Origin of the sequence: Pseudarthrobacter humi (genome assembly GCF_024294965.1) — a bacterium.
GTDB classification, from domain to species: domain Bacteria; phylum Actinomycetota; class Actinomycetes; order Actinomycetales; family Micrococcaceae; genus Arthrobacter; species Arthrobacter humi.
Genome location: NZ_JANCLV010000001.1, coordinates 387,168 through 409,226, shown reverse-complemented (window position 1 = coordinate 409,226; position 22,059 = coordinate 387,168). Strand labels below are relative to the sequence as shown.

General features: G+C 63.6%; 28 protein-coding genes. 22 read left to right on the top strand and 6 right to left on the bottom strand.

Annotation, left to right across the window (positions count from 1 at the left end; genetic code table 11):
• Window positions 1-80 precede the first annotated feature (80 nt).
• Window positions 81-1,067, bottom strand: a complete 987-nt coding sequence (locus NFC73_RS02030) for a LysR substrate-binding domain-containing protein (protein ID WP_254747229.1) — start codon at window positions 1,065-1,067, stop codon at window positions 81-83.
• A 91-nt stretch (window positions 1,068-1,158) separates the two neighbouring features.
• Between NFC73_RS02030 and NFC73_RS02025 the strand changes: the two genes are divergently transcribed.
• Together NFC73_RS02025 and NFC73_RS02020 are read left to right on the top strand one after the other, a co-directional pair.
• Window positions 1,159-2,445: an MFS transporter gene (locus NFC73_RS02025; RefSeq protein ID WP_254747227.1), complete on the top strand. Its 1,287-nt coding sequence runs from the start codon at window positions 1,159-1,161 to the stop codon at window positions 2,443-2,445.
• Between the two features lie 121 nt (window positions 2,446-2,566).
• Window positions 2,567-3,070 (top strand): Lrp/AsnC family transcriptional regulator, encoded by a 504-nt coding sequence (locus NFC73_RS02020; protein ID WP_254747225.1) that lies wholly within the window; start codon window positions 2,567-2,569, stop codon window positions 3,068-3,070.
• Here NFC73_RS02020 and NFC73_RS02015 read toward each other — a convergent pair.
• On the bottom strand, window positions 3,067-4,308 hold the full coding sequence (locus tag NFC73_RS02015; RefSeq protein ID WP_254747223.1) for an MFS transporter: 1,242 nt from the start codon (window positions 4,306-4,308) through the stop codon (window positions 3,067-3,069). The two genes, NFC73_RS02020 and NFC73_RS02015, sit on opposite strands and share 4 nt — an antisense overlap.
• A 167-nt stretch (window positions 4,309-4,475) precedes the next feature.
• On the opposite strand from NFC73_RS02015, the gene NFC73_RS02010 reads away from it, so the two are divergent.
• From NFC73_RS02010 to corA, 3 genes are read left to right on the top strand one after another with little or no spacing between them, the layout of a single operon-like run.
• The gene (locus NFC73_RS02010) at window positions 4,476-5,012 is read left to right on the top strand and encodes an Lrp/AsnC family transcriptional regulator (protein WP_254747221.1); all 537 of its coding nucleotides are present in this window, start codon (window positions 4,476-4,478) and stop codon (window positions 5,010-5,012) included.
• A gap of 9 nt (window positions 5,013-5,021) precedes the next feature.
• Window positions 5,022-5,447, top strand: a complete 426-nt coding sequence (locus NFC73_RS02005) for a DUF1761 domain-containing protein (RefSeq protein ID WP_254747219.1) — start codon at window positions 5,022-5,024, stop codon at window positions 5,445-5,447.
• A gap of 1 nt (window position 5,448) precedes the next feature.
• Window positions 5,449-6,444 carry a magnesium/cobalt transporter CorA gene (gene corA, locus NFC73_RS02000; protein ID WP_254747217.1) on the top strand — a complete coding sequence of 332 codons (996 nt, stop codon included), beginning with the start codon at window positions 5,449-5,451 and terminating at the stop codon, window positions 6,442-6,444.
• Between the two features lie 36 nt (window positions 6,445-6,480).
• On the opposite strand, the gene NFC73_RS01995 is transcribed toward corA, so the two are convergent.
• Complete coding sequence (locus NFC73_RS01995) at window positions 6,481-8,076, bottom strand: ABC-F family ATP-binding cassette domain-containing protein (protein WP_254747215.1); 1,596 nt, start codon at window positions 8,074-8,076, stop codon at window positions 6,481-6,483.
• Between the two features lie 243 nt (window positions 8,077-8,319).
• On the opposite strand from NFC73_RS01995, the gene NFC73_RS01990 reads away from it, so the two are divergent.
• From NFC73_RS01990 to NFC73_RS01975, 4 genes are all read left to right on the top strand, one after another.
• Window positions 8,320-8,859 (top strand): DUF5129 domain-containing protein, encoded by a 540-nt coding sequence (locus tag NFC73_RS01990; RefSeq protein WP_254747213.1) that lies wholly within the window; start codon window positions 8,320-8,322, stop codon window positions 8,857-8,859.
• A 122-nt stretch (window positions 8,860-8,981) separates the two neighbouring features.
• Window positions 8,982-9,149: a universal stress protein gene (locus NFC73_RS01985; protein WP_372494561.1), complete on the top strand. Its 168-nt coding sequence runs from the start codon at window positions 8,982-8,984 to the stop codon at window positions 9,147-9,149.
• A complete protein-coding gene (locus NFC73_RS01980) occupies window positions 9,136-9,990 on the top strand; it encodes a universal stress protein (protein WP_254747212.1) in 855 nt (284 codons plus the stop codon). Before NFC73_RS01985 ends, NFC73_RS01980 begins: the two co-directional genes overlap by 14 nt.
• A gap of 24 nt (window positions 9,991-10,014) precedes the next feature.
• Window positions 10,015-10,473, top strand: a complete 459-nt coding sequence (locus NFC73_RS01975) for a pyridoxamine 5'-phosphate oxidase family protein (RefSeq protein WP_254747211.1) — start codon at window positions 10,015-10,017, stop codon at window positions 10,471-10,473.
• A gap of 461 nt (window positions 10,474-10,934) precedes the next feature.
• Here NFC73_RS01975 and NFC73_RS01970 read toward each other — a convergent pair whose 3' ends face one another.
• Window positions 10,935-12,320: an MBL fold metallo-hydrolase RNA specificity domain-containing protein gene (locus NFC73_RS01970; protein WP_254747210.1), complete on the bottom strand. Its 1,386-nt coding sequence runs from the start codon at window positions 12,318-12,320 to the stop codon at window positions 10,935-10,937.
• Window positions 12,321-12,544: 224 nt separating this feature from the next.
• Here NFC73_RS01970 and NFC73_RS01965 point away from each other — a divergent pair, with 224 nt between their 5' ends.
• Window positions 12,545-13,255 (top strand): response regulator, encoded by a 711-nt coding sequence (locus NFC73_RS01965; protein WP_254747209.1) that lies wholly within the window; start codon window positions 12,545-12,547, stop codon window positions 13,253-13,255.
• Here NFC73_RS01965 and NFC73_RS01960 read toward each other — a convergent pair.
• Entirely contained in the window at window positions 13,226-14,749 is a 1,524-nt protein-coding gene (locus NFC73_RS01960) for a GAF domain-containing sensor histidine kinase (RefSeq protein WP_308292642.1), read from the bottom strand. The genes NFC73_RS01965 and NFC73_RS01960 overlap by 30 nt on opposite strands.
• On the opposite strand from NFC73_RS01960, the gene NFC73_RS20830 reads away from it, so the two are divergent.
• The 7 genes from NFC73_RS20830 (at window position 14,681) to NFC73_RS01935 (ending at window position 17,557) form a co-directional block, all read left to right on the top strand.
• On the top strand, window positions 14,681-14,926 hold the full coding sequence (locus tag NFC73_RS20830; protein ID WP_308292643.1) for a hypothetical protein: 246 nt from the start codon (window positions 14,681-14,683) through the stop codon (window positions 14,924-14,926). The genes NFC73_RS01960 and NFC73_RS20830 overlap by 69 nt on opposite strands.
• Window positions 14,927-15,094: 168 nt before the next feature.
• Complete coding sequence (locus NFC73_RS01955) at window positions 15,095-15,562, top strand: pyridoxamine 5'-phosphate oxidase family protein (RefSeq protein ID WP_254747207.1); 468 nt, start codon at window positions 15,095-15,097, stop codon at window positions 15,560-15,562.
• Window positions 15,563-15,687: 125 nt separating this feature from the next.
• Window positions 15,688-16,020, top strand: a complete 333-nt coding sequence (locus NFC73_RS20825) for an alcohol dehydrogenase catalytic domain-containing protein (RefSeq protein WP_308292639.1) — start codon at window positions 15,688-15,690, stop codon at window positions 16,018-16,020.
• A gap of 18 nt (window positions 16,021-16,038) precedes the next feature.
• Window positions 16,039-16,257: an MDR/zinc-dependent alcohol dehydrogenase-like family protein gene (locus tag NFC73_RS20820; protein WP_308292638.1), complete on the top strand. Its 219-nt coding sequence runs from the start codon at window positions 16,039-16,041 to the stop codon at window positions 16,255-16,257.
• A 168-nt stretch (window positions 16,258-16,425) separates the two neighbouring features.
• A complete protein-coding gene (locus tag NFC73_RS01945; RefSeq protein WP_254747206.1) occupies window positions 16,426-16,893 on the top strand; it encodes a universal stress protein in 468 nt (155 codons plus the stop codon).
• Window positions 16,877-17,170 (top strand): universal stress protein, encoded by a 294-nt coding sequence (locus NFC73_RS01940; RefSeq protein ID WP_254747567.1) that lies wholly within the window; start codon window positions 16,877-16,879, stop codon window positions 17,168-17,170. The genes NFC73_RS01945 and NFC73_RS01940 overlap by 17 nt, the downstream gene beginning before the upstream one ends.
• A gap of 99 nt (window positions 17,171-17,269) precedes the next feature.
• On the top strand, window positions 17,270-17,557 hold the full coding sequence (locus NFC73_RS01935; RefSeq protein ID WP_254747529.1) for a YegP family protein: 288 nt from the start codon (window positions 17,270-17,272) through the stop codon (window positions 17,555-17,557).
• 152 nt (window positions 17,558-17,709) lie between these two features.
• On the opposite strand, the gene NFC73_RS01930 is transcribed toward NFC73_RS01935, so the two are convergent.
• On the bottom strand, window positions 17,710-18,132 hold the full coding sequence (locus NFC73_RS01930; RefSeq protein WP_254747205.1) for a pyridoxamine 5'-phosphate oxidase family protein: 423 nt from the start codon (window positions 18,130-18,132) through the stop codon (window positions 17,710-17,712).
• Between the two features lie 267 nt (window positions 18,133-18,399).
• Between NFC73_RS01930 and NFC73_RS01925 the strand changes: the two genes are divergently transcribed.
• The 5 genes from NFC73_RS01925 to NFC73_RS01910 all read left to right on the top strand — a co-directional run bounded on the left by NFC73_RS01925 (window position 18,400) and on the right by NFC73_RS01910 (window position 22,034).
• Window positions 18,400-18,711 (top strand): transposase, encoded by a 312-nt coding sequence (locus tag NFC73_RS01925; RefSeq protein WP_254747204.1) that lies wholly within the window; start codon window positions 18,400-18,402, stop codon window positions 18,709-18,711.
• Window positions 18,712-18,930: 219 nt separating this feature from the next.
• Window positions 18,931-19,464, top strand: coding sequence for a DDE-type integrase/transposase/recombinase (locus NFC73_RS20930; RefSeq protein ID WP_372494541.1), 534 nt, complete (start codon window positions 18,931-18,933; stop codon window positions 19,462-19,464).
• A 248-nt stretch (window positions 19,465-19,712) separates the two neighbouring features.
• Window positions 19,713-20,210 (top strand): universal stress protein, encoded by a 498-nt coding sequence (locus NFC73_RS01920; RefSeq protein WP_254747202.1) that lies wholly within the window; start codon window positions 19,713-19,715, stop codon window positions 20,208-20,210.
• A 277-nt stretch (window positions 20,211-20,487) separates the two neighbouring features.
• A complete protein-coding gene (locus NFC73_RS01915) occupies window positions 20,488-21,234 on the top strand; it encodes a glucose 1-dehydrogenase (RefSeq protein ID WP_254747200.1) in 747 nt (248 codons plus the stop codon).
• 353 nt (window positions 21,235-21,587) lie between these two features.
• Window positions 21,588-22,034 carry a hypothetical protein gene (locus NFC73_RS01910; RefSeq protein ID WP_254747198.1) on the top strand — a complete coding sequence of 149 codons (447 nt, stop codon included), beginning with the start codon at window positions 21,588-21,590 and terminating at the stop codon, window positions 22,032-22,034.
• Window positions 22,035-22,059 lie beyond the last annotated feature (25 nt).

Here is a 22,059-nt window from a genome sequence, read left to right as displayed (position 1 = left end):
ACTGAAACGCTGCCGGCGAATCACTGCCACGCCGCGGGACGCCGTCGTGTCTCAACACGTCCTATTCAACACCGCGCCGCCTATCCCCTGCCTGAACGGGCGGCCACGAGGCCCGCCAGCAATTGAGGGCCTTCCTCCAGGACCATCTCCCGGAAGAAGCGCACAGGATCGGGCTCGGCGTCGGGGCCGGGTTTCCGCCGGCGCCAGCCCAGCCCGATTTCGCGGAACGCCAGGCCGGATTCCAACGCAAGTTCAACCCAGCCCAGGTTGCCGGTTTCCGGGCTGATGCGGCGCCCCGGGGCATTGCCGCCGGGCGGCAGGATGCTGACGCCAAGTCCCGCGGCGACCAATCCACGTGCGGTGTGGGTGTCCTGGCTTTCGAAGGCGATCCGCGGCCGGAAGCCTGCCTCGCGGAACAAGGCATCCGTCAGTGACCGCATGCCGTACCCCGGCTCCAGGGCGACGAAGGGGTCCCGGCGGATGTCCTGCATCCGGACGGCGTCCCGTCCAGCCAGCGGGTGCCCGTGGTGAACCACCAGCCGGAGGGGCTCACGGTAGAGCGACGCCGAAGAGATGGTGCTGCTTGCCGCCGGAACAGGGGCGGTCAGTGCCAGGTCCGCCTGGCCCGAGGCCAGCTCCGCCAGGCAGGTGTCCCGCGCCCCCTGGCTGAGGATGAAGCCTGCCTCCGGGTGGCGGCTGCGGAAGGCACTGATGAGCACGGGCAGGGTGGCCTCCCCGAACGTGTGCTGAAAGGACAGCGACACCTTCCCCCGCACCACGTCCGACTCGTGACGGACCAGGTCCAGTCCGGCCTGGAACTCGGTCAGGGCCGACTCGATGTACGGCAGCAGCGTCCGGGCGGCCGCCGTGAGGCGGATGCCCCGTCCGTCCCGGATCAGCAGTTCAGTTCCGACGACGGCGCTGGCCCGGGACAGTGCCCGGCTCACCGTGGACTGGGGTACTCCAAGGAGTTCGGCCGTTTCCGTGACGTGCTGGGTCCGGCCCAGCTCGGCCAGGATGGGGAGCAGTGGCAGGAGCTTTACCAGCTGTTTGTGGTCCGCGTGCATGGGCTCCGCCTTTCAAACGTTCCATTCTAGACATGAATTATGCCTAAAAGATGCATTGGAAGCATACGTTGCCGAAGCCTACCCTTGAGCTATGCCACAGAATGCCGCAGCCCCGGGAACGTTCAGTCCAGCGCAGGATCACTGGGCGGGACATCCCAAAGGCTCCGCCGCCTACAACAAGATTCTGGCCGGCCTGGCCTTCGCAGGCGTGGCAACGTTCGCCCAGCTCTACTCCACCCAGGCGGTCTTGCCGCTCCTGGCGGCAGACCTGAAGGTGACCGCGGCAGAGGCCGCGTTGACCATTTCGCTGGCCACAGTGGGCCTGGCCATCACCGTCATTCCGTGGTCCTTTCTCGCGGACAGGATCGGCAGGGTCAAGGCCATGGCATGGGGCATCTCCGCCGCCACTGTCCTGGGCCTGCTGGTACCGCTCGCCCCCACTTTTGGCGCCCTGCTGGCCTTGCGGCTGCTGGAAGGCATGGCGCTGGGCGGGATCCCGGCCATCGCCATCGCCTACCTGAACGAGGAAGTGAACAGGGCCCATGCGGCCATGGCCGCGGGCAGCTATGTTGCCGGCACCACGCTGGGCGGGCTGGCCGGACGGCTCGTGGCAGGACCTGCAGGGGAGCTATGGGGCTGGCGCACGGCCGCCCTGGCCGTTTCCCTGCTGGCAACGGTGGCCGCGGTGCTGTTCCTGGCTCTGGTACCACGGGCGAAGGGATTCACCGCCGCCAAGGCCGCCGGGCTGAGCGGTGCCATGGCGACGCTCGGCGGGCACGTGCGCAATCCCCGGCTGCTGGCGCTCTACATCCAGGCCTTCCTGATGATGGGCGGGTTTGTGGCCGTCTACAACTACCTCGGCTTCCGGCTGTCCGCTGAGCCTTTCACCCTGCCTGCCACCCTGATCAGCCTGATCTTCCTGGCGTACCTTTCCGGAACGTTCTCTTCCCGCTGGGCCGGCGGGTTGACGGCCAGGTTTGGCCGCAGGAATGTGCTCCTGGGTGGCGTCGTCCTGATGGTGGCAGGGCTGGCGCTGACGCTTACGCAGCTGCTCGCCGTGATCCTTGCCGGCCTGGTGATATTCACCGGCGGCTTCTTTGCGGCCCACAGCATCGGCGCAGGCTGGACCGGAAGCATCGCCACCACCGGTCGCGCCCAGGCATCGTCGCTCTACAACCTGGCCTATTACCTGGGGTCGAGCGTCATCGGCTGGGCGGGCGGACTGGTGTTCCAGTCCCTGGGCTGGACGGCGCTTGCCGCGGCAATCATGGCCCTGGCGTGCATCACGGCGGTGACAGTCGCCGTCGTACATCCCCGGGGGAACGACGAAACCGCACGGGCCGCCACGCAAGGGCAGGCGCAAGCCGCGCGGCCGTAGAACGATCCGCCATTAAATGGCACGTCCGTCTGGCGATTATTCGGCAGGGATGGTTGCGTTCCGGGGTGATCAACAGGAATCCGGCGTCTAGGATGAACTGACGGACATTCAAGGAGATTCCATGAGCAGCAACCCAAAAAGCATCCGGCCGGCCAGCCACTTTGAGCCGCTGGATGCCATCGATGAACGGCTTCTGGCCGCCTTGGTGGACGATGCACGGATCTCCAATAAGCAGTTGGCAGAACTGGTGGGCATTGCACCGTCCACCGCGCTCATGCGGACCCGCGCATTATCCGAACGTGGCATTGTGAAGGGATTTGAGGCGAAACTCAGCCTCACGGCCATCGGCAGGTCCGTCCAGGCGCTTGTGGCCGTCCGGTTGCGGGCCCACGACAGGGACCAGATCGACCGCTTTACAGCCCGCGTTCCGCACCTGCCCGCAGTCCTCTCCACCTTCCACACGTCAGGCTCCGTGGATTACCTGTTGCACATCGCCGTTGCCAGCACCGAGGACCTGCGGGACTGGGTACTGGACAATCTCGCCACCGATCCCGTGGTAGGCCACACCGAGACCACCCTCGTCTTTGAGCACATCCAGGGAAACCACGGCCCGCTGCCGGCCTAGGCTGTCCGCTGCAGGGCCGTCCGAAGCGTGACGGCGGACAGCGCCAGTGCGGCGGCGCTGCACAGCACCACGAAGCCCGCGACCGCCGTCGGCAGCCCGAACACCGCCGTGGCCCAGCCCAGCCCGATGACCGGTACAGCGCTGCCCAGGTACGTGATGACATAAACGGTGCTGATGACCTGGGCGTGCTGTGACGATTCCACCTTGGCGGCCACATCATTGAAGACCGTCCGGAAGGCAACCCCCTGGCCCAGCCCCGCACAAACGCTGGCGGCGGCGAGCAGCAGCGGGCTGCTCCAGGCGGCCGCTGCAGCCAGGAGCAGCACCGAGGCGCCCAGGACCGCCAGCCCTGCGGGCACCACAAAGCGGCCCCGCACGGACAGCACCTGGCTCAGGGCGGAGGCGGCCAGCGTCATCCCGGCCAGGGCGCCGGTCAACGGCCGTGAATCGGTCTGAACGATAGGGGCGAAATAGCCCGGTGCCAGCGACAGGCAAAATCCAAAGACGGAGAAGCTGAGGAAGCCGACGGCGGCCGCCAGCCAGAAAGCGCCCCTCGCCTGGGTGGATACCGAAGGCCGTCGGGGAGCCAGGACCAGGACGGGTCGACGGCCGACCGGAGGCTTGATGGCCGGCCGGGCCTGGAGCAGGTACAGCGGCACCAGCATTGCCGCCAGGGCGAGCGAGTGAACATAGTACGGGGCGGTTGTGGGCCCGGGCAGCAGCGACAGCAGGCCTCCGATGACCGGACCGGCTGCCACCCCTCCCGCCGTCGCCAGCAGGGTGAAACGGGTGGCCCACTCAGGCCGGGTCGGGAGCAGTTCCCGCAGCGCGGCTGCGCTGGCACCCGTGGCCAGGGCAACGGCCACACCCTGAAGGGCCCGTCCGGCAGAGAGCACCACGAGGTTTCCGGCCTGCGAGAAGACCCAACTGCCCGCCAGTCCAGCGAGTACAGCCAGGATGAGCGCCGCCCGCCGGCCGATGTGGTCCGACCAGTGCCCGGCCAGCATCAGCGTTGCCACCAGGGCCAGGACATAGCTGGCAAAGGCCGCCGTGACGCCGAGTGCCGAGAGGCCAAGGTTTGCCTGGAGCAGCGGATACAGAGGCGTGGCCAGGTTCGCACCGACCAGCAAAGTGAAGATGACGGCGCCGGCCATCACCAGCCGTGCGGTGGTGGATGCATCCCAGCCCTGACGCCCGGCGGTGGCCGGACGCATGCGGAGTTCATTAAAGACTGTCATTGGCGCTGCCTTGGCGTCGACCGGGGAGGGAGGTCCTTGTGGGAGGCCGCCCCGGGGGAAATTGATACCTAAAGACTGCTTCAAAGGTGACCGTTTCGGCGCTTGTTCGTGGAATAATTGAGCAAAATACGCAATTTATGGTGTCTCTAATAACTGAAAGTGACAGTTTGCCCACCCTTGATCCCACTGACCTGAAGATCCTCCTGGAACTCATCCACGATCCCCGCATCCAGATCGGCGAGTTAGCCGAAGCGCTGGGGATTGCGCGCAACACCGCACAGTCACGGGTCCGGCGCCTGCTCCGGGCCGGCGTGCTGCACGACGGCGGCCGCGAGATCGACCTCGAGGCCGTGGGGTACGACGTCGTCGCCTTCGTCACGATCGAAGTGACGCACCGGGAACTGGACGGAGTCGTCGGCGCCCTCCGGCTGCTCCCCCAGGTCCTGGAGGTCCATGAGATCTCGGGGCGAGGTGACGTGTGGTGCCGTGTGGTGGCCACCGATACGCACAACCTGCAGTCCGCCCTCCGCCAGATCCTCCGCATCAAGGGCGTCATCCGGACCGAAACTGTCCTGGCTCTCCACACCCATATTCCGTACCGGACCGAACCCCTGATCAGGCGCCTCGCACAGGCCGCGCCCGGCACCCCAACACGGCCCGGGCAATTGACCGGGCGCGTCGGCGGGCCCGCCGACGGCAGTTAGGATTCGAACATGGATTGGCTATCGCATATTTCACAGATCAACTGGCTCGCCGTGGCGCTGGCCTTCGTCTCGAGCATGGCCATCGGCTTTGTCTGGTACCTGCCGGCCGTGCTGGGCAAGCGGTGGATGGCCGCCATCGGAAAGACTGAAGAGGACCTCAAGAACATCAGCGGCGGCGCAGGGATCTGGGTTCCCATGATGGTCACCGCAGCCCTGACCGCTGTCCTGCTGGCTGTCCTGATCAGCAAGCTGGGCCTGGACAATGCAGCGGCGGGCGGTATGTTCGCCCTGGTGCTCGCGCTGGTGTTCCGCGCCGGCGGGCACGTCATCCACAACGGGTTTGCCGGCCGCCCGACAACTGTCACCCTGATCGATTCCGGACACGACCTGCTCGCCATGACGGTGGCCGGCGCGATCATCGGGGCCATGTCCTGACGTGACCATCATCGACAATGCCGTCTACGTGGACGGCGTCCGCAGCGCGGAACCGGAGAGCCTGGAACAGACCTTCGAAACGCTCGCCGAGCACGGGGGCATGGCCTGGATCGGGCTGTACCGGCCCACGGCGGCCGAAATGACGGCCGTTGCCACCGAATTCGGGCTGCACGCCCTGGCGGTGGAGGACGCCATCTCGGCGCACCAGCGCCCCAAGCTTGAACGCTACGAGGACAACCTCTTTACGGTGCTCCGCCCGGCGCGGTACCTGGACGCCACCGAGACCGTGGAGTTCGGCGAGCTGCACATCTTCACCGGCCGGAATTTTGTGGTCACCATCCGCCATGCCGAAATGGCCGGCGTCGCCCGGGTGAGACGCCGCCTGGAGGGCCGGCCTGACCTGCTCCGACACGGCCCGGAAGCCGTCCTCTACGCGCTGCTGGACCTGGTGGTGGACGACTACGCACCGGTGGTGGCCGGGCTGGAAAACGACATTGACGAGATCGAGGACCAGCTCTTCGGCGGGGACAGCACCGTCTCCCGCCGCATCTACGAACTGGCCCGCGAAGTCATCCAGTTCCAGCGCGCCATCCATCCCCTGCCGGACATGATGCAGCAGCTCAAGCGTGGCTTTGAAAAGTACGGCGTGGACTCTGAACTGCAGCACAGCCTGCGGGACGTCGAGGACCATGTGGAGCGGGTCATCTCGCGCGCAGATTCATTCCGTGACCTGTTGCAGAACGCCCTCACGCTGGACGGAACGCTGACCGCCAACCGGCAGAATGAGGCCAGCGCCAAACAGAACGAACAGGTGAAGAAGATCTCCTCCTGGGCGGCGATCTTCTTTGCACCGTCCTTCGTAGCAGGGGTCTACGGAATGAACTTCGATCACATGCCCGAACTCCACTGGGTCATTGGCTACCCGATGGCCATCGCCCTGATGGCCGGCACCGCAGGCCTGATGTACGCCATTTTCAAGAGGAAAGGCTGGCTGTAGGGCCGGCGGTTGCGGGGCCCAGGGCTCCGCCGAGCCTCAGGCGACGTGGAGTTCCACACTCCCATGGCCTGAGTCTGCAGCACTGAATACCAGCCGGCGGTTGGCAACCTTGTCGGTGAAAAAGCGGTCGTGGCTGACCACCACCACTGCTCCCGGGAAATGCAGCAGGGCGCGTTCCATAACCTGGGTACTGGAGAGGTCCAGGTGGTTGGTCGGCTCATCGAGCAGCAGCACCGAAGCACCCGAGAGCAGGCACTGGGCCATGGCCACACGGGCGCGCTGGCCGCCTGAGAGGTTGCCGATCTTTTGCTTGAGATCAGCTTCGGAGAACTGGAACATGGCAAGGAACCTGTTCACCGACTTCTTCGTCGCTGTCAGGGCAAGGCTGTCAGGCATCGCGTTGACCGCATGGGTAACCGTGTCGTCGTCGTCCAGTTCTTCCAGGACCTGGTTGTAGGAGACCATTCCGGCGCCCTTGGCCCAGGCCACGCTGCCTGAATCGGCCGGTTCTTCGCCGGTGAGCGCCCGGAGCAACGTGGTCTTGCCGCTGCCGTTGGACCCGACGACGGCGATGCGGTTACCGCGCCCGATCTCGAAACTGAGGCCGCTGAACAGCGTCCGGCCGCCGTAGGCCTTGCTCAGGGACTCCACCCGGCACAGGACATCCTTGACGTACAGACCGCCGTAAATCTCCGTGATGATCTGGTCCACCGGCCGGGGCGCCCGGGACTTCTTGATCCTGGCCAGCTGGTTTGCCACTCCCTTGCCGGCCGCCTTGGCCGCTTCCCGCCGGTCGGAGATGCCTTCGGCCTCGAAGGCCAGCAGTTCGGACTCGTGAACGAACTGGCTCTCCAGGCTCTTGAGCTTGAACTGCTTCGCCACCACGTATTCGGCGAAGTTTCCCGGGTACTCGTGGAGGTGGAAGTTCTCCACTTCGATGATCCGGGTGACAACGGAGTCCAGGAACTTCCGGTCGTGCGAGACGATGATCGCAGCGCCTTTGAACGTCCGGAACCAGCCTTCGAGCCATTCGACGCCGTCCACGTCAAGGTAGTTGGTGGGTTCGTCAAGCAGGAGGACGTCCGGGGCTTCCAGCAGGATCTTTGCCAGCGCTGCCCGGTTCCGCCAGCCGCCGGAGAGCTCGTCGATGGCGCAGGTGCGGTGGTGATGGCTGAAGCCGAGGGTGGTAAGGACTTTGTCGATGCTGCGCTGGTAGTCCCAGCCATCCAGCCGGTCCATCGCCTCAAAGAGTTCCGACTGGCGGTGGATCAGTTCATCCAGCCGAGCTGCGTCCGAGGAGTCGGCGGCGATGGCCGCGTCAATGCCTGCGAGATCGGCTTCGATCTCCTTGACGTGGGCGAACAGTCCGTTCAGGACCTCCGCGATGGTGGCTTCGCCGTTCAGCTCGGAGAACTGGGAGAAGTAGGCAGCCTTGGTTCCGAGCTCGACGGCGACGGTCCCCGAATCGGGAGCCATCTGCCCCTGGATCAGCTTCAGGATGGTGGACTTGCCCGAACCGTTCTTGCCGATCAGGCCGACCCTGTCCCCGGCTTCAAGCTTGAAAAAGGCTTCACGGAGCACCTGGGTTTTGTCAAAGCTCACATTGACGTCGTTCAGCCGGATCAAACTCATTGATGGTGTCCAATCCAGTCATGGTAACGCTTGGAAGCGGTGGGGGTCCTGCAAGCCTATTCGAATCAAGCATCCTGTGCAGACATGGCGTTGCGCCCCGCTGGGCCGAAAACTCCGAGATGGTGGTAGGCCATCCCTTCGCCGCATCTGCCGACGCCGTCGCGGCACTGGCAACCGGCGAACCCAGCAGTGCCATGCGCCCACCTGGTGTCCGCGGGCCCATCCGGCGCGCACACCATTGAGATGGTCACCTTGGTGACGGCGTCGGATCCGGAGGCGTTGTCCACCGCGACCACCGCCGCGACCGGCGCCAAAGTCACTGTGTGGCGACGGACCGATGCCGGCAACGGACCACTGCCGGCGGAAGCGGCCCTCCCCTCGGAACCAGGGCTGGTGGAGCGGGCAGTAAGTGCCCTTTCCGGCGTCACTGCCGCCAGCGTCCTGCTGGTAATCGGTCCGGCCGCCCGCCAGGCAGCCCGGGTCGAGGCAATTCCCCCTGGAAACCCAAGAACCTTCCCGGTATTGGCGCCGGGAAGCGGCGGCGTCCCCACCAGAAATCAAGTGAATGTAATGGGCGGAGTAGCGCATTTCGATCTTGCCTTCGATCCTGTGGGCCGGCATGTGGGCTCCTGCATGGGCGAGGACCGGAAGGTTTCGCTTGAACAGCGCGATGACATCCAGAACGCCCCCCAAAGGCCTGTGACCAGGATGCCCTGGATGACGTCATCGCCGACAGCAATGCGGTTGTTGAACCGCTGGAGCACCAGTTCGTCGCGTTTCTAGGTGACTTTCGGCCCTACAGGTCCGTAGTTTTGCGCCCCACGCTGGAGAGGCAGCAGGCGCGTACGGAAGGGAACGTTCATGGAGGATTCAGGGATCCGCAGGTTTACGCCGGATACGTGGCGATGGAAACCAAGGCTTCGTTGATCGTTGTTGGCAGGCGTGGGCATGGAGGATTCGGCGGCCCGCACCTGGGATCTGTCAGTTCAGCATGTGTTGCCCATGCGCACTGCCCCGTATTAGTTGTCCATAGCCCCGACAAGAAGAAGGAGGCCAGCCGTGAGAACGTCTAAACCAATCGCCGTCGCCACCAACGATTCTCCGCAAAGCCAGGCAGCCGTGACGTGGGCTGCCAGCCGGGCTGCCAAGGCTGGCCTTCCGCTGATCATTCTGTACGTTGTTGACGACCGATGGGTGGCCGAACCGATCCCGTGGACCGGAGCGCTGCTGGAGAAGGGTGAACAGCTGCTGGAGACCGCTGCCGGGCGCGTGAGGGGCACGCTTCCGGTTGAGATCACCACCGAAGTCTTGGAGGGAGGAATCGCGGGCTCGCTGCGAAAGTACTCTACCCAGGTATCGATGCTGGTAGTCGGGTCCGGCGCTCCGCATTTGGGTGGTTCGCTGACGGACCGGGCTCTACAGGTCGCCGCTGCAGCGAAGTGCCCGGTCGCGGTCATCGGAGACCGGGACGTCGAAGGCCGACAGGGAGTGGTTGTGGGCGTTGACGGATCGGAAGACGCCACCCAGGCCGTTGCGTTCGCTGCCGCGGAGGCAGACCGGGAGGGCCAAGAGCTTACGGTGGTTTATGCCATCTGGGAACCTGACAAATGGGTCGACAGCGGTGCTCTCACCGGGACGCTGGCCCAGCGAATTAGGGATGAGGAACAGATGGTGTTGTCCGAAACGGTCTCTGGCCTCGGCGAGGATTACCCCGACCTTGTAGTGCACAAGGTCCTGGACACGGAGATGGAACCGGCTGGGGCGCTGGTAAGAGCCGCCGCCAACGCCCAGCTGCTGGTGGTGGGGAGCCGTGGAAGGGGCGGTTTCAAACGGCTGCTGCTCGGTTCCACAGCTCACGCAGTTCTGACGCACCTTCCATGCCCCACAGTGCTAACGCCAATCCACCGTAAATAGCACCAGACGTAGTAGCCTGCGAGCATGCAAAACGACACTTCAGGACGCCAGACGGAAGTCCTCAACGTTCATGACTGCTGGAAATACCTCCGATCAGCTTCGGTCGGCCGGGTTGCCGTATCAACGGCAAGCGGGCCGGAGATCTTCCCGGTGAACTACGTCCCCGACTACGGGACCGTAGTCTTCCGCACCGGACCCGGAACCAAACTGGACGCGGTGCTCGGCGGGGCCACGATCGTTCTGGAAGCGGACGGCCTGAATGCATACGGCACCATTGCGTGGAGCGTCATCGTCAAAGGAACTGCCGAAGTAGTGGATAGCGCGCAAGACGTTCAGGAAGCGGCAGACGCCGGCCTGTCGCCGTGGGAGCCTGGCAGCAAGGACAACCTGGTCCGGGTGACACCGTCGGAAGTCAGCGGCCGGCGCTTTGTCATCAATCCCCCGTCCCGGTGGTGGCCTCCGCTGGACTCACAAGGGACCTGAGCGTCCCACCGAAAGGTGAAGTCTCGACGTCGGCCGTTATCTCCGCACTGCAACGCCCGCCGGCGTGCCGCCCACCGCCGCCGTCACCCATGGCGACACCAATATCGGGGCGGCCAGGACCGGGGCGTTGTTGACGCCGTCACCCACCATCATGACCGGGCGTTCCCGCGGGCCCGCGGGTCCGCGACAAAGGAACTTTGTCCGCCGGCAGGCAACTTGCCTGGAACCTCAAGCAGGGACCTGAGTTCCCGGGTCGCGCGCCCGTGTGCGCCAAAGTAGCGGCCACCAGCGGAAAACGCACCACCGAATTTGTGAGGGCGGACAGGGCCATGCCATGGACGCCAATGCCGCCGGCCGGTCACCGACAGGGCACTTCGGACCGGTTGCTTCTCAACTGAGACACCACGCTCAAGATGCTTCCATAGATAAGGGTGCGCCCGGTGATCCCGCCTTCAGGCACTCTAGCGCGGGTCTTTCAGCGGCACTGCTTCCAGATACTCAGGGACCCGGACGTTCCAGCCCAGTTCACGTCTGATGCGGACCCTCAAAGCGTCAGACGCGTCCGGCTCACCGTGAGTGACGTAAGTCATACGCGGAGCTTGTGGGGCTGCGCGCATCCATTCGATGATTTCGTTGGAATCAGCATGCGCCGACAGGCTGTCCAACATAACGATTTCGGCTTTGATGGGAACGTCCTCACCGAAGATCCGTAGCTGCCTTGCCCCGCCCGCGAGGGCGGCGCCACGGGTTCCCGCGGCCTGGTATCCGCTGAGCACCACCACATTCTTGGGGTCCGACCCGTAGGCCTGCAGATGATGCAGGATTCGGCCTCCGGTGAGCATGCCGCTCGCCGAGATGATCACCATGGGGCCGCCGCGCAGGTTCAGCAGTTTGGAGTCATCAACGCTCCGGGTCATAATGGCCACCCGGTACATCTCTTTGTACTCGCGTTCCTGCAGCCGGTGTTCTTCGGGGTGCCTCTGGTACATTCCCGACGCGTCGATGGCCATCGGGCTATTGAGGTAAATGGGGATGTCCGGGATCGCCCCGCGCCGCCGGAGGCGCGAGAGATGCAGCATAAGGGTCTCCGCCCGGCCCACCGCGAAGGCGGCAACGAGGACAACCCCGCCCCTGTTGGCTGCCCTGCCTATAACTTCGCCAAGTTCGTCCTCGGGATTTGTCTCCGGGTGGACCCGGTTGCCGTACGTGGATTCGGCCACCAGGACGTCGGCGGCTCCAAGCGCCCGCGGGCGGTGCATCAGTGGATCATGGGGCCGGCCGAGGTCCCCGGTGAAGTGCACCCGCGTGCCCTGGACCGTCAGTCGTATCTGCGAGGCGCCCAGGATGTGCCCTGCCGGAACAAAAGTGGCCTGGATGCCTCCCCCAAGGTCGAGGGGTGATTCAAAACCGTGCGGCTCGAAGCTGTTCAGCGACCGCACGGCATCGGCGGCCGTGTAAACCGGGACGGCGGGGTGATGGGACGAATATTCGTGCAGGTCTGCGTAGCGCGCCTCCTCCTCCTGGAGATGCCCGCTGTCAGGCAGAAGGAGCGTGCACAGTTCCGTAGTAGCCGCCGTAGCGTGGACCCGCCCGCGGAATCCGTCCCTGACCAGGGCAGGGACGTACCCTGTATGGTCCAGGTGGGCGTGAGTCAGCAGGACTGCATCGATGGATGCCGGGGGTACAGGGAAGGGCGCACGGTTGCGGACACGGATGCGCTTAAATCCCTGGAACAACCCACAGTCGATAAGAATTCGCTGTCCACCCGAATCCACGAGGTACCGCGATCCCGTCACGGTGTCGGTAGCCCCCAGGAAGCGGAGAGTGGACTCGTTGCTATCCTTCATTCCTGCTCTTCTCCGAGAAAACGGATGGGCCGCACACCTGAACCGGCCGATTGCACAACGTTCCCCTGCTTCCAGCGGCTGGGCTAGGGCCATTGGTCACACCGTGCTGGCTATCGGTTCGGGTCCTTCGACCCTTGTGGCATTCTGGCTGTTCCTAAAGAATGAGTCAGGCGCAGGCGGGGAACCTTTGTTGCCCTTGGAACGGCACCGCGAAAGGGACACGAATGAACGCCTCTGCAACATCGCGGCAAGAGGCTGCCGACACCCGCATACGGGTTTTCATCCTGGACGATCATGAACTGGTCCGCCGGGGACTCCAGGAGCTCGTGGAAACCGAGGGATTCGTCGTCGTCGGCATGTCCGGCTCCGCTGCTGAAGCAGCGCGGCGGATTCCGGCGTTGCGTCCGGACGTGGCCATCCTTGATGCGCGGTTGCCCGACGGGACCGGCATCGAAGTCTGCCGCGACGTCCATTCAGTTGACGAAACGATCAATTGCCTGATCCTGACTAGCTACGATGACGAGCAGGCGCTCCGAGGTGCCGTCCTGGCAGGGGCTTCAGGGTACGTTCTCAAGGAAGTAGGCGGCTCGGACCTGATCGGTGCCCTGCGCCGCGCTGCCAGGGGTGAATCGTTGTTTGATGTGGACCTAAAAGCGAGGATCATCCAGGGCCTGGCAGAACCGGAGCGCGTGGACCCAAGGGTCGCGTCTTTGACCAGGCAGGAGCGCAGGGTGCTGGAACTCGTCGGGGAAGGCCTCACAAACCGCCAGATCGGCGAACGCCTCCAACTGGCCGAGAAAACAGTGAAGAACTACGTGTCGTCCCTGCTTGCGAAGCTGGGTTTCGAGCGGCGAACGCAGGCCGCAGTCCATATGGCGCAGCATCCCCCGCCCGACCCGCAGCAGTCAGAAAAATGGAACTCTCCAGGTAAATGATGTTCCCGTTTCCGGTGAACTGGAGACTCTGAAAGTGCCGCCCAGAGTGCGCGCCCTGTGTTCCATGTTCGAGAGTCCGTTGCCGGTCGCTGGCGCGATGAGTCCTGTGCCGTTGTCCTGGACCACGACGCAGACGAATCCGTCGTCCACTGAGACCGAAACGCGGATCGAATCCGCTCCCGAATGCCGAACGGCGTTGCTCATTCCTTCGGTGACGACGGCCACAATATTCAGGGCAGTTTCCTCGTCCCGGATCCCGTCGATTGGCCCCATCAGCGTCAGGTGCGGAACGAAAGGCAGGGACTGCGCACCGCTGCGTACCGCCTGGAGGACACGGCTGCTGAGGAGTTCCTTCTCGGTCTCTGCATCACTCAGTGAATAGATGGTGTTGCGAAGCTCCCGGATAGTGTCGTCCAGTTCGGAGGTCACCGTTTGGATCGTGGTGGCCGCGGAGTCACTGGCGATGAATCTCCGGAGGCTTTGGATGCTGAGCCCGGCAGCAAAAAGGCGCTGAATGACGAGGTCGTGGAGGTCGCGCGCGATCCTGTCCCTGTCGCTGAACACGGCAATCTGTTCCCGCATCCGATGCGCCCGGCCCAGTTCGAGCGCCAGGGCCACGTGCGACCCGAACACGGGACCCATCTCCGTGTCGGTCCTGTTGAATGTCCCGGAAGCGTGTTCACGCTGAAGGACGAGCAGCCCGAGGTGGGTACCGCGGGCGCTGAGGTCGATGACCAGCAGCCGGCCCGAAGCCAGACCCTCACCGCCTATAGCGGCGGATGCGTGTTCCATTGGAGCGGCCCCGCCACCAGCGACGACGGAGCCTATTTCGACAGAATCAAACGGCAGAAAACGTCCCACCCACTCCGCAGCGAGGGCTCCTGCAGCTCCCGCGATGCGGTACAAGTTGGAACTGTCCTCCTGGACCAGGATGAGGGCAAGGTCCGAACTGGACTCCAGGAGTGCCCGCGCGGCGATCATACCCAGTCCTTCGTCTTGGCCCTCCGGAGTCTCCCCTTCGCCCAACATTCTGCCGGTCACATCCATGCACGCCTGCAGCCATGACGCTCGACGCCGGGCATCCTCATAGAGCCTGGCGTTTTCAATGGCGACACCGGCGGCTGCGGCTAGTGCCTCGGCCAGCTCCTCGTCCTCGTCCGTAAAGTCGCCGCCGCCCGTTTTTTGCGTCAGGTAAAGGTTGCCAAACACAACGTCCCTCACCCGGATAGGGACGCCAAGGAAAGTCTTCATCGGCGGATGATTCTTGGGGAATCCGTAAGCGTCCGAATGCTGCCGTAGATCATGTAACCGGAGCGGCTTCGGATCACGGATCAATAGGCCCAGCACTCCATGCCCTGTGGGGAGGGGACCAATCTGACGAGTGAGTTCCTCATCTATCCCCACGGTGATGAAATGGCTCAGTGCATGGTCGCTGCCTATAACGCCCAGGGCTCCATACTCAGCCTGGAGGAGACGACAGGCCGAACTGACCACCCGGTGCAGTACGGCCTCCAGGCTGAGGTCCTCGGCCAGGGCAACAACGGCGCTCAGAAGTCCTCGCAGCCGCTGCTGGGCGTTCACCAACTCCCCGGCACGGTCGACAAAGTCGGTAAGCAGTTCGTCCATCCGGGAACCGGAGGAGCCGGCCAGTCACCTGCCCCGGTCGGTTGATTTGGCTGGTTCAATGAGACCGCCTTGTTCGATGGATACCTCCAGATGGACCGGCCTGCCGATGCACACAGAATACTCCCCACAAGGAACCACCCTCTAGGCTCGACGGATTGATTGGGGGTCTTTGTGCCCTACAGAGGGGAGTGCCTCTTCCTTATCATTTTGGCCATGACCACAGATGCATCGATACCGGAGTCCGCCGTGCTGCCGGCTGAGGAGTGCTGGCGGTTGCTGCAAGGCGATTCGGTGGGCCGCCTTGCAGTCTGGGTGAACGACCACCCCGAGATCTTTCCTATCAACTACAAGGTCCACAACGATTCACTCGTCTTCCGGACAGGTGCGGGCACGAAGCTTGCATCGGCATTGGGCAAGCAGGTGGCATTTGAAGCCGACGGGTCCGACAATGACGGCGGCGTGGCCTGGAGCGTCGTCGTACGAGGGCCGGCGACAGCACTTGACCGTACCCCCGAGGTCCTGGACCACATCGGACGCTTGCTGCTCCCCTGGGAAACCGGCCGCAAAGACCATTTCCTCCGTATTGCCCCGGAATCTGTCAGTGGAAGGCGCTTCAGGATCGCAGCCCCGCTTACCTGGGGCGGTCCGTTAGATGACGCCACCCGCGCTGGATTGGAATAGCCGGCTCAAGCGGGGCCGGGCGAGACGCTGCTCTCTGTACTCGCTTGTGGAGTCTGTTGCACAGATCTCCACCTGGCTGAAGGAGACATGCCCACCAGGGCTCCCGCCGGATCCCAGGTCACGACGTGGTCGCCGAGGTGGTGGGGCTGGGAGCCGGAAGCTCCAGGTTTCGGCCCGGCGAGCGTGCGGGAGCAGCCTGGCTGGCCCGCGCGTGCGGCGCCTGCAGGTTCTGTCAGCGCGAGTCCGAGTATCTCTGCCTGGCACCGACATTTACCGGATGGGACACCGACGGCGGCATGATGACCGTCCACGAGGACTACGTGTACCGGATCCCCGAAGCCTATGCCGATGAGCAAGCGGCGCCCTTGCTGTGCGCGGGGATCATCGGATACAGGGCGCTTCGTTCGTCCGGCCTTCCACCGGGAGGCAAACTCGGCATTTACGGCTTTGGCTACTAAGGTGCACGCGTCTACGTCATGACCCGATCGTCAGCCGCGCAGAGCCTGGCCCTCAGGCTTGGGGCGGAATTCGCCGGACCCGCTGAAGCCGAGCCACCCGCTCTGCTGGGCGCAGCCATCCTCTTCGCTCCGGCGGGCAGGCTTGTACGCATCGCGCTTCGCGCTCTGAACCGCGGAGATGCCTTCGCCGTCGCCGGCATCCACTTGAGCGACATCCCTGTCTTGGACTATCAATAGGACCTTTTTCAGGAGCGCCACCTCCGCAGTGTCACGGCCAACACCAGAGCCCCCGGGCGGGAATTCCTCGCACTGACGGGGCAAATACCGCTCCGCCCCACCACACCACGTGCCCTTCAGTGACCTTCGGCCCTAGGCGACCCCCGGATCCTGGGGGAACGTACTGACATGGCTGACAGCGAACGCATAGTTGTCGGAATTGACGGTTCCGAATACTCCCCCGCGGCGCTGCGCCTCGCCGGGCGCCTGGCTTCTGCACTGGCCGCACCGTTAGACGTAGTCACCTGCTTGGGCTTCTCCGACTTCTACCTGCCCGCGCACCTGCCACCGGGTTACATCGATACCACGGCTGAGCTTGAGGCGATCGCCAAACGCCTCATGGAACAGGCCATCGACAGGGCCTATGGCGCGGAGCGCCCAGAACATCTCACGACAGCTGTGAAAGTGGGATCGCCTGCGAAGGTCCTGGTTGAAGAAAGCCGGAACGCCCAAATGCTCGTTGTCGGGCGACGCGGCCACGGCGGCCTCTTTGGCCAACTCATGGGCTCCGTCAGCGCAGCCTGTACAGCCCACGCGCACTGCCCTGTGCTGGTGGTCAGCCAGGAGGCCGAGGGACACGATGCCACCGGCGGCTGAACTGACGCCAATCGTGGTGGGCGTGGACGGAAGCGTTCCGTCCCTACCCGCTCTGCGCTGGGCGGTTGCGTTGGCGCCGCTGTTCAACTCCAGTTTCCGGGCCGTTTCCTCCTGGCAGTCCCCGATCGCTTTCGGCACTTTCACCCCGGTTGTCTTGGACGTTATGAGTCTTGACCCCACCGGGACAGGCCGACAACGCTGGTCCAACCGCTGGAAGGCCGCCCTGAACGCCTTCGAAGTCACCTTCGACGGACGCCTGTCCGCCGGCAAGAAATAACATCAAAACAGTTACACCGAAATCTTGGCAGACCCGCGTAGGTCCTTGGACTCTGTCGGCGGGAAGGCAATGCGTTCAGAATCGGAGTAGTAAGTGGGGATGAAGGGTGGCGGTCGTGATGTGGGGCTGCGGGACAAACATGGGCTGGATTTGGCTCTGGGGCTTTCTCATGCGCATGGGGACCGCAGACTTGGTTTTGCCATGAAAGACAAAATTGAGCTATATACCGACAACGCTGGTTTCTTCAGGTTCAGGATCATGAGTGGCAACGGGGAGGTCATTGTCACAAGTGAAGCGTACTTTGGTAAAGACGAAGCTCTGGAGAACCTTGAATCAGTGAAGAACAGCGCCGCTTCTGCTCCGGTCGTGGACCTCACGGGATCCTGAAAAGTGGGCTTGCCGCGAAGTTCTCGTACAGTGGTCCCCTAGAAATTGGAGGTCGGAAGAAGACAACGCGGCCGGCTGGACCAAGCAGCTGCTGACGACGCTTCATCGGAAGCCCCTTGCATGAGGGGCTTCCTCCGCGCGGTGATCAGTTCTCAGTACCGCTCCGGTTCGTCTCCCAGTTCAAAATGGCGGCCGTGAATGACGGTCGGGGTGATCTCCACATAGGTGTATTTGCGCGTCGGAATCCACGGTTTGAGCGGGAGCTTGTCAGCCTCATCGATCTCAGACTGTGACTCGATGACTCTGGCGGTTCCCACCACCACCACACTCCAAGCCTCCTCGTCGATCACTTCGTCCACTTCAAAGGCGACTCTTTCGTTCACCGTCAGTTCGGCGAGCTTAGTTCCTGGATTTGTTCGCATCAGCAATACCCCGGCGTGCGCGAGGAAATTTATCGGGTAGATGTCGGGCTTGCCCAAAGCGCAGACGGCCAGGCGGCCGTGTTGGCATCGCTTGAGTACCTTCCACGACTGTTCGTCGGACAGTACCACTCCAGGACGTTCATCACTTTCCATAGCCTGATCCTCCTGCGTTCTGCGATGGCTGCCCTGCCCTGTCGGAGGAAGCATGCCATCTCGTGGACTAGTCTTCCCGTGATCCGCTGCCATCGACAGGGTCCGAAGTCACATCTGATTCTTGCAACGAGGCGCAGTGTTCAGCCGACGTAGAACCCATCCTGATGCAGGGCGTCCACCAGCCCAAGCGATATCAGCATGGGGTTAACCTCTGATGGTGGACACCTGAAGCAGCGGGATCCTTGGATTCTGCGCGAAGGTGTTCTTGTGAGCACGACACGAGGTAAATTCGCTCCGGAGGATCGGCGCGAGGCTGCGCGCCTTGTGACTGATAGGGGCAGGACGGTCGCGCCGGTGGCCCGTGAACTGGGCTTGGGCGAGCAGTTGCTGGGCCGGTGGGTTGCCCAGGAACGCGCGCGGCTGGCGGCTCCTGAGGAGTCCGCGGCAGCTGAGGCGGGGAACTCTGAACTGGAGCGTTTGCGGCGGGAGAACGAGCAGTTGCGGATGGATAACGAGTTCCTGCGAAAAGCCGCAGCCTTCTTCGCTTCCAAGCAGCCGAATCGGAATGCTTCGAGCTGATGGAAGCCGAGAAGGCTAACCACCCGGTCCAGCGGATGGCCCGGCTTCTGGGGGTATCCGCTGGACCGGGATCTACGGGGGCGCCGCGGATCCGGGCCGCGCTGGTACGGAAAGGCACCGGCGTCGACCGGAAGACCGTGGCCTCCTCGATGCGCGGCAAGGCCTCGAAGGGATCTCCCACGGCGTTTCCGGCCGGTAGCGCCGATCGGTGAGGCCCGGGTGCATTCCATCCCGGATCTTGTGGCCAGGACTTGGGACACCGGGGCCCTGGACGCAGTCTGGATCTCGGACATCACCTACCTGCGCGCCGATGAAGGCTGGGTGTATCTGCGTGGTGTCCGAGACGACTGCTCCCGGCGGGTGATCGGGTGGGCGATGGACCCGGTCCAGACCAGTTCCCTGGTGGAGCGGGCACTGCGTACGGCCTACATCCTCCGAGGCGGAGGCCCGGCCGGCGTCGTGTTCCACGCCGACCGGGGCACCCAGTACACCTCCGCGCAGCTCAACGATGTCGGCACCGGATTCGGCATCCGACAGTCGGGGGGGCGGGCCGGGGTGTGCTGGGAACGCCATGCAGGAATTCTTCTGGTCCACCCTGAAGACCGAGTTCTACGACCGGCGCCGCCGGGCAACCAGGCACGAGGCGATCCGGGCAACCGGTCGCTGGATCGAGGAGTTCTACAACCGCGCCCCGCTCCACTCAGCCCTGCTACGCCACACCCGAGGACACGAACGACTCCTCAGTACGAATAAACCTCAGCCGGCACAGCCGCCTGACCAACTGTCCAGGATCTGCGGGTAACCCCAGCCTCGACTCAAGGGCGGTCATACGGCTGGCGTCAGGAGCAGTTAGTTAGAGGCTTTGGACCCGAGGCATGAGGAACTGCGGCTCCAACCCGGCAATCGGTGCTCATCCGGTCAGTGACCTTTGGCCCTAACGACGACCGATCAACCGGACCAGTCTTAGATCACAGCCACCAACGGACGAGCCGGAGAACACCATGGCCAGGAAACAGCCCCCACGGATCATTGTTGGAGTTGACGGTTCCCGAGCCTCCATTGAGGCTCTTCGGGAGGCGCAAGAACTGGCCATGCCATTGGGCGCCACGGTCGAGGCATGGACCTGCTGGGAGTTTCCCATCGGCTATGAGGCCTATCTCGCGATGGGAGTTGACGGATTCGCCCGCACCGCGGAGGAGTCCCTCGAAGTAGCCGTCAGAAAGGCCTTCGGCCCCGAGCAACCTCGAAACGTGGTCCCCCGGCTGGTGCACGGCCCTGCACGCTCTTCACTGATTGAAGCCAGCAGGAAGGCGCTTCTACTTGTAGTCGGCCGACGGGGACACGGCGGCTTCAAGGGACAACTGCTGGGCTCGGTCAGTTCTGCCTGCGTCGCCCACGCACACTGCCCAGTGCTGGTGGTTCATACCCCGGAAAAGGGCCAACATGACGGCTCACAGCCCTCCCCTCCAGTCCGCAAAACCCAGGGTCTGACATCATGACCGCGGAACCGTTGCTGAAAGACGATCCACGCCTCGCCGCGAAGCTCTTTCCAACCTCCTTGGAATCTGCCCTGACGCGGCGCACCACTACGGGTGGACTAGGTTCCGCTCTGGAGCCCTGGGCTTCATTATCACGGGGCATATCTGCAGTCATTGGGCATTTGTGGCCGCACACTTGGATGCCCACAAAGGATGAGAGCGGTGCCGTTGCTTTCCCCGGAACAGTGTTGCAAACCAAAATCACCACTATCCGCCGCCACCAAGGAAGGAACATCACATGGAACGCGTCATTGACAAAGTAGCCCTGATCAGCGGGGGCGCACGCGGCATCGGCGCCGCTGTGGCCTCAAGGTTGCACGGTGAAGGCGCAAGGGTCGTTATAGGCGACGTTCTGGACGAAGAGGGAAAGGAAGCCGCGGAGCGGATGGGCTCGGGCGTCCTCTACGTTCACCTCGATGTGACCAGTCCGCAGGACTGGGAGGCCGCAGTTACGGCCGCCGTCGAGACGTTCGGAGGTCTTCACATTCTGGTGAACAATGCTGGCATCGTGAACTTCGCCTCGATTGAGGACTATACCCTAGAGCAATGGAACACCGTCATCGCCGTCAACCTGACCGGCACCTTCAACGGGATCAAGGCGGCCATACCGGCACTTAAGCTGTCCACGGGTGGGACCATTATCAACATTTCCTCGATTGCCGGCATACGGGGATATGAGCAGATCCCGGGGTACACGGCCTCGAAGTTCGGCGTGCGCGGACTCACCAAGAGTGCTGCGCTCGACTTGGGGCGCCACGGCATCAGGGTGAACTCAGTCCATCCCGGTGTTATCTCTACTCCGATGACGGCCGGCATGACGTTTGACATGAGCCATGTAGCGCTGAACCGAATAGGCCATCCCGGGGAAGTTGCGGACCTCGTCCTTTACTTGTCCTCGAACGAATCGTCGTTCGTTACCGGAGCAGAATTCGTCATCGACGGTGGTGACACAGCAGGGACAGTAACCCCGCGCGAGGAAGGCTAGTCCCACGCGGCAGCCGATATCTCCCTTGTCTCAATATGCCTTCACACGCGGCAGCTTTCCCAGGTGTGTCCGTCACCATCGGTTGCACGCGTATGGCCGCATTCGCCGCCACCGGTAGCCCTCGAATGCCTCCCTCAAATCAGCGACACCAGCCCAGTCAGCGGACTTGTCGAGGGCTTCCTGTGCGCTATTCGAAGGAGGAGCGTTCAGGGCGAACAGCCCGAGCGCTTCTGACGCGGCAGGAGTTCCTGCTCCGAATTCGAGGGTTCTGACCGGCTCTGAAGATGCTCTTCAGCTTCACCCCGACCTCTGTCCCGATGTGGCCACCTTCAGAGTTGAGCCCACGGACGAACGTGAAGCCAGACCTTCACTTGCCGGGCCAGCACGTGACCATCAAGATGAAGATGCCCGACGGCGTCCACCAGCCCCGCCAGTACGGCCTCACCCAAGCCGACGACGGCCGCCACCGGCAGTTCGCCGTCAAGGGGGTCCGGACGCCCGGGCCGATCGAAACGGAAGCCAGCCACCGCGACGCATTCTCGCGTTTCATGGACGTCTGTGAAGTCGACCTGTCAGAGTACGCGGAGTACTACCTGTGCGGGCCGGTGGGCTTCATGCAGTCCGTACGCTGTTTTCCGTCCCTGCCGGTCAGTTTCACCGGCCAGTCACTGATCTTCCACGCCGGAGTTCGGGTCCTCACCGGCTTTATGGACATCCTGGGTTTCGGCAGGCTGGGAGGACAGACTGAAAGAGCCGCCCGTAAGAAAACCGTCGCAGAAATAAGTCCGCTCAGGCACTGATGGGGGCCGAAAGCGACCGTGAAGC

Coding starts and splice junctions, on each gene's coding strand:
- NFC73_RS02030 (WP_254747229.1), bottom strand. CDS start 1,067: ATGCACGCGGACCACAAACAGCTGGTAAAGCTCCTGCCACTGCTCCCC.
- NFC73_RS02025 (WP_254747227.1), top strand. CDS start 1,159: ATGCCACAGAATGCCGCAGCCCCGGGAACGTTCAGTCCAGCGCAGGAT.
- NFC73_RS02020 (WP_254747225.1), top strand. CDS start 2,567: ATGAGCAGCAACCCAAAAAGCATCCGGCCGGCCAGCCACTTTGAGCCG.
- NFC73_RS02015 (WP_254747223.1), bottom strand. CDS start 4,308: ATGACAGTCTTTAATGAACTCCGCATGCGTCCGGCCACCGCCGGGCGT.
- NFC73_RS02005 (WP_254747219.1), top strand. CDS start 5,022: ATGGATTGGCTATCGCATATTTCACAGATCAACTGGCTCGCCGTGGCG.
- NFC73_RS01995 (WP_254747215.1), bottom strand. CDS start 8,076: ATGAGTTTGATCCGGCTGAACGACGTCAATGTGAGCTTTGACAAAACC.
- NFC73_RS01990 (WP_254747213.1), top strand. CDS start 8,320: ATGGTCACCTTGGTGACGGCGTCGGATCCGGAGGCGTTGTCCACCGCG.
- NFC73_RS01985 (WP_372494561.1), top strand. CDS start 8,982: ATGGAAACCAAGGCTTCGTTGATCGTTGTTGGCAGGCGTGGGCATGGA.
- NFC73_RS01975 (WP_254747211.1), top strand. CDS start 10,015: ATGCAAAACGACACTTCAGGACGCCAGACGGAAGTCCTCAACGTTCAT.
- NFC73_RS01970 (WP_254747210.1), bottom strand. CDS start 12,320: ATGAAGGATAGCAACGAGTCCACTCTCCGCTTCCTGGGGGCTACCGAC.
- NFC73_RS01965 (WP_254747209.1), top strand. CDS start 12,545: ATGAACGCCTCTGCAACATCGCGGCAAGAGGCTGCCGACACCCGCATA.
- NFC73_RS20830 (WP_308292643.1), top strand. CDS start 14,681: ATGGTCGCTGCCTATAACGCCCAGGGCTCCATACTCAGCCTGGAGGAG.
- NFC73_RS01955 (WP_254747207.1), top strand. CDS start 15,095: ATGACCACAGATGCATCGATACCGGAGTCCGCCGTGCTGCCGGCTGAG.
- NFC73_RS20820 (WP_308292638.1), top strand. CDS start 16,039: ATGACCCGATCGTCAGCCGCGCAGAGCCTGGCCCTCAGGCTTGGGGCG.
- NFC73_RS01945 (WP_254747206.1), top strand. CDS start 16,426: ATGGCTGACAGCGAACGCATAGTTGTCGGAATTGACGGTTCCGAATAC.
- NFC73_RS01940 (WP_254747567.1), top strand. CDS start 16,877: ATGCCACCGGCGGCTGAACTGACGCCAATCGTGGTGGGCGTGGACGGA.
- NFC73_RS01935 (WP_254747529.1), top strand. CDS start 17,270: ATGAAGGGTGGCGGTCGTGATGTGGGGCTGCGGGACAAACATGGGCTG.
- NFC73_RS01930 (WP_254747205.1), bottom strand. CDS start 18,132: ATGGAAAGTGATGAACGTCCTGGAGTGGTACTGTCCGACGAACAGTCG.
- NFC73_RS01920 (WP_254747202.1), top strand. CDS start 19,713: ATGGCCAGGAAACAGCCCCCACGGATCATTGTTGGAGTTGACGGTTCC.
- NFC73_RS01915 (WP_254747200.1), top strand. CDS start 20,488: ATGGAACGCGTCATTGACAAAGTAGCCCTGATCAGCGGGGGCGCACGC.